General features: G+C 73.1%; 3 protein-coding genes. 1 reads left to right on the top strand and 2 read right to left on the bottom strand.

All coding sequences use genetic code 11. From position 1 onward, the window contains the following. Positions 1-57: 57 nt before the first annotated feature. Positions 58-1,509: a hypothetical protein gene (locus AB0O00_RS32180; protein WP_363657800.1), complete on the bottom strand. Its 1,452-nt coding sequence runs from the start codon at positions 1,507-1,509 to the stop codon at positions 58-60. A 211-nt stretch (positions 1,510-1,720) separates the two neighbouring features. Further along, the gene (locus AB0O00_RS32175) at positions 1,721-3,097 is read right to left on the bottom strand and encodes a hypothetical protein (RefSeq protein WP_363657798.1); all 1,377 of its coding nucleotides are present in this window, start codon (positions 3,095-3,097) and stop codon (positions 1,721-1,723) included. A gap of 221 nt (positions 3,098-3,318) precedes the next feature. On the opposite strand from AB0O00_RS32175, the gene AB0O00_RS32170 reads away from it, so the two are divergent. Continuing rightward, a partial coding sequence (locus tag AB0O00_RS32170) for a LysR family transcriptional regulator (RefSeq protein WP_363657796.1) occupies positions 3,319-3,796 on the top strand: 478 nt, incomplete at its 3' end.

The raw sequence follows: 3,796 nt of genomic DNA, 5'->3' as shown, positions 1-3,796 counted from the left end.
GGGGAAGTCGACCCCCCGCGACTTCCCCCTCCCGTTCGCGGTTTCAGTGCATCGGCCTCAGCGCCCGAGCTCGCGGGCGTAGAGGTGGAAGTACAGGTCCGCAGGGTCGTTCCGCCCGGGGACGAGGTTCCCGCTGGTGGAGGCGAAGACCACGGTGCGCCCGTGGGCGTCGACGGACGGGGTGCTCGAATAGCCGTTGCCCAGTGAGCCGTCCGGGGCCGTGCTCACCCGCTCGGTGCGGCCGGTCCGCAGGTCGTACCGGAAGATGTCGTCGGTGGCCTTCTGCGGGCCGGGGACGAGATTGCCCGCGTTGGACTCGAAGTAGACCCAGCGGTCGTCGGCCGTGATCGTGCCGTGGGACGAGCGGCCGGTGGTCGTGGTGCCGGGCAGCGCGACGCTGGCCTTCCGCACGGTGCCCTCGCGCAGATCGCGGACGTAGACCTCGGTGTGGTAGCCGTGGTGCCCGTCCGCTCCGGGTGCCTCGGGGACGGTGTAGACGGCGTAGCGCCCGTCGGGGCTGATCGTCGCGTCGAAGTCGGCCGAGATCGGCTTCCCGGTGGTGTCGGTGCTCCCGGCGGAGATCGTGCCCTCGTCCAGGTCGTAGGTGTAGAAGGGGATGAACTTCGCCCGGTCGAGGGCGGGTTGGGCCGCGGGGGCCTCGGTGGCGGCGGTCCCGGCGGTCTCGGCCGGCAGGAGGTTGCTCGCGTAGGAGCTGAAGCCGATGGTCCGGCCGTCGGCGCTGATCACCGGGTCGACGGAGTGGGAGTTCGCCGGCTTGCCGTCCGCCCCGACGGTGACCAGGCGGGTGGTGCCTTCCCAGCGGTCGGCGACGTAGATGTTGTACGTGCCGGGTGGGCAGCAGCTCGGGTTGGCGGCAGCGGCGTCCGAGCCGTCGGATTCCTCGGTGACGATGTCGGTCCGGTTGGAGGTGTAGACCACGTAGCGGCCGTTCTGGCTGATGGCAGGGGTGCCGGCGCCGAACCGGCTCTGGTCCGTGGCTCCGGTGCCGGCGGAGATCAGCTCGGTGCGGCCGGTCCAGCGGTCGCGGACGTAGACGTTGGTGAGGCCCTCGGGCGTCCGGCCGGGCAGCACGTTCTTGGCGTCGGTGGAGAAGGCGACGTAGCGGCCGTCGGCGCTGATCGTCGGGAACTCGGTGAATCCGTCCAGCGGGGTGCCGTCGTCGGCGAGGCTGACCAGCTCGGTGCGGCCGCCGCGCAGGTCGCGGACGTAGATGTGGCGCCCGCCCTTGGGGTGCTCGGGCACGAGGTTGCGCGCCCCCGAGGAGAAGACGGCGGTGCGGCCGTCGGCGCTGATCTTGATGTCCCACGACGGGGCGTCCGGCCGGGCGCCGTCCGGAGCGATGTCGACCTGCGTCGTCGGCTCCCAGGCCGGCGCGGCCCCGGCGGGCGCGGCCGTGGCGGCCAGGACGACGGCCGAGGCGAGCGCGAGGCCGGCCCGGGCGAGCCGGCGGTGGCGAGTGCGGGCAAGGGTACGGGTCGTGACTGTCATGTCTCCCCCTGGTGAGTGGCCCGGCCGCCTTCCTCCCCTGGCGGCGGGCGGACGGCAGCGAGCCTTCCGTCGCGCGGGGCCGCGGGTCAACGGCTGAGATCACGTGGGGCGGGAAAATAAGCCAACAATCGTACATCGTCGTCGAGTTGACTCGACATGGTCGTCAACCCCCTTGGCAAGCCGAGGGGGTTGACGACCGGCGTGGCCGGGCTCAGAGGCGGCGCAGGAACACGTCCGACGCGTTGTCGGTGTCACCCGGGACGAGCGTGCCGTCGAAGGCGCTGAAGAGCACCTTGTCGCCCTTGGCGTCGACGAACGGCCCGTAGGACGAGCCACCCTGGCTCACCGAGCCGTCCTCGGCGACGCTGACGACTTCGGTGCGTCCGGTCCGCAGGTCGCGGCGCAGGACGTTGCCGTTGTTGGTGGTCAGGTCCGGGACGAGGTTGTCCGCGTCCGAGCTGAACACGACGTAGCGGTCGTCCGCCGAGATGGCCGGTTCCTGCGAGGACCCGCGCGTGGTAGTGCCCGGGAGCGGCGCGCTGACCTTCGTCACCGTGCCCTCCCGCAGGTCGCGCAGGTAGACGTCCAGGTGGACGCCCGCGTGCGGCGGCAGGCCGCCCGGCTCCGGGAGGGAGTAGACGGCGTACCGGCCGTCGGCGCTGATCACGCCGTCGTTGCCGGTGGGCTGGAGCGTGCCGGCGGTGTCCAGGCTGCCGCCGGTGAGGCTGCCGGTGCGCTGGTCGTAGACGTAGAAGGAGTACCAACGGAGCCCGGCGGCGAGCTCCGCCGTACCTGCCGGGGCGGCGGCCGGCAACAGGTTGCCCGCCGCCGAGGTGAAGCCGATGACGTCGCCGTCCGCGCTGATCGACGGCCGGAAGGCGTTGTTGGAGCCGGTGCTGCCGTCCGGCCCGACGTCGAGCTGCTTGGTGGTGCCGGCCCAGCGGTCGGTGACGAAGACGTGCTGCTTGCCGCGCTTGGCGCCGGGCACCAGGTCGCTGCGGGAGGACGCGAACGCGACGTAGCGGCCGTCCGCGCTGATCACCGGGTCGTAGGAGCCGCGTCCGGTCTGGTCCTGGGCGGGGTGCGGGTCGCCGGCCGTGATCAGCTCGGTGCTGCCGGCCCAGAGGTCGTGGACGTAGACGTTCTCGGCGTTGTTGGTCGCCTGTCCGGGCACCGCGTTGGTCGCGCTGGAGCTGAAGACGACGTACCGGCCGTTGGCGCTGAGCGACGCCTGGGTGGTCGGCCCGTTCAGCTCGGAGCCGTCGTCGGCGACGCTCACCCGCTCGATGTCCCCGCTGCGCAGGTCGCGCAGGAAGACGTCGGACGCGTTGTTGGTGTCGTCCGGCACGAGGTTGCTCGCCTTGGACGAGAAGAGCGCGTAGCGGCCGTTCGCGCTCAGCCCGAGCGCGGTCGAGTCGCCGTTCGGCTGGGCGCCGTCGAGGCCGACGCTCACCCGGGCGGTGTCGCCCTTGGTGCCGCCCTTGGTGCGCGCAGCGGCCGGCCCGGCCTCGGCCGGTGCGGCGACGGCGGCGAGCACCGCCGCGGCCAGCACGGCGCCGCCGCGCAGGAGCCAACGGTTCGTGGTCATGCGGATTCCCTCCCCTGCTCACGAAGCCGGCCGTTCCTGTGCACCCCCACGGCCGGCCGCTGACGAGCCAAGCGGGCCTCAGGCGGAAGGTCAACGTCCGAGCGTGAAGATTGGCGCAAAAATTGCCAACATCCTTGCCGCATAACGGAATCCGTCCGTTCGACGGCGAGCGCCCGGCCGGCCCGGCCGGGACCGCCCCGCCGCGCTGGCAGAATTGGGGTGTGATCGACGCACGACGGCTGCGGACCCTGCGGGCCGTGGCGGACCACCGCACCGTGACCGCGGCGGCGGCGGCCCTCTACCTGACCCCCTCCGCGGTCTCCCAGCAGCTGGCCGCCCTGGAACAGGAGACCGGCCACCACCTGCTCGCCCGCGAGGGCCGGGGCGTGCGCCTCACCGCCGCCGGGGAGATCCTGCTCGGCCACGCCGACGCCGTGCTCGCCCAGCTCGAACGCGCCGAGGCCGACCTCGCCGCGTACAGCGCGGGCGCTGCCGGCGAGGTCACCGTCGCCTCCTTCGCGACCGGCATCGCGCTCGTCCTCGCCCCTGCCATCGGCCTGCTCGCCGAGCGCGCCCCCGGCGTGCGGCTCAAGGTCCTGGACGCCGAGGGCGACGCGAGCCTCCCGATGGTCCTCGACGGGCGGGCGGACCTCGCGGTGGCCGTCGAGTACCGCGGCGCCCCGCGCGCCGACGACGCCC

The organism is Kitasatospora sp. NPDC093558, assembly GCF_040683475.1.
Lineage (GTDB): Bacteria > Actinomycetota > Actinomycetes > Streptomycetales > Streptomycetaceae > Kitasatospora.
This window is presented reverse-complemented; position numbering and strand designations above follow the sequence as displayed.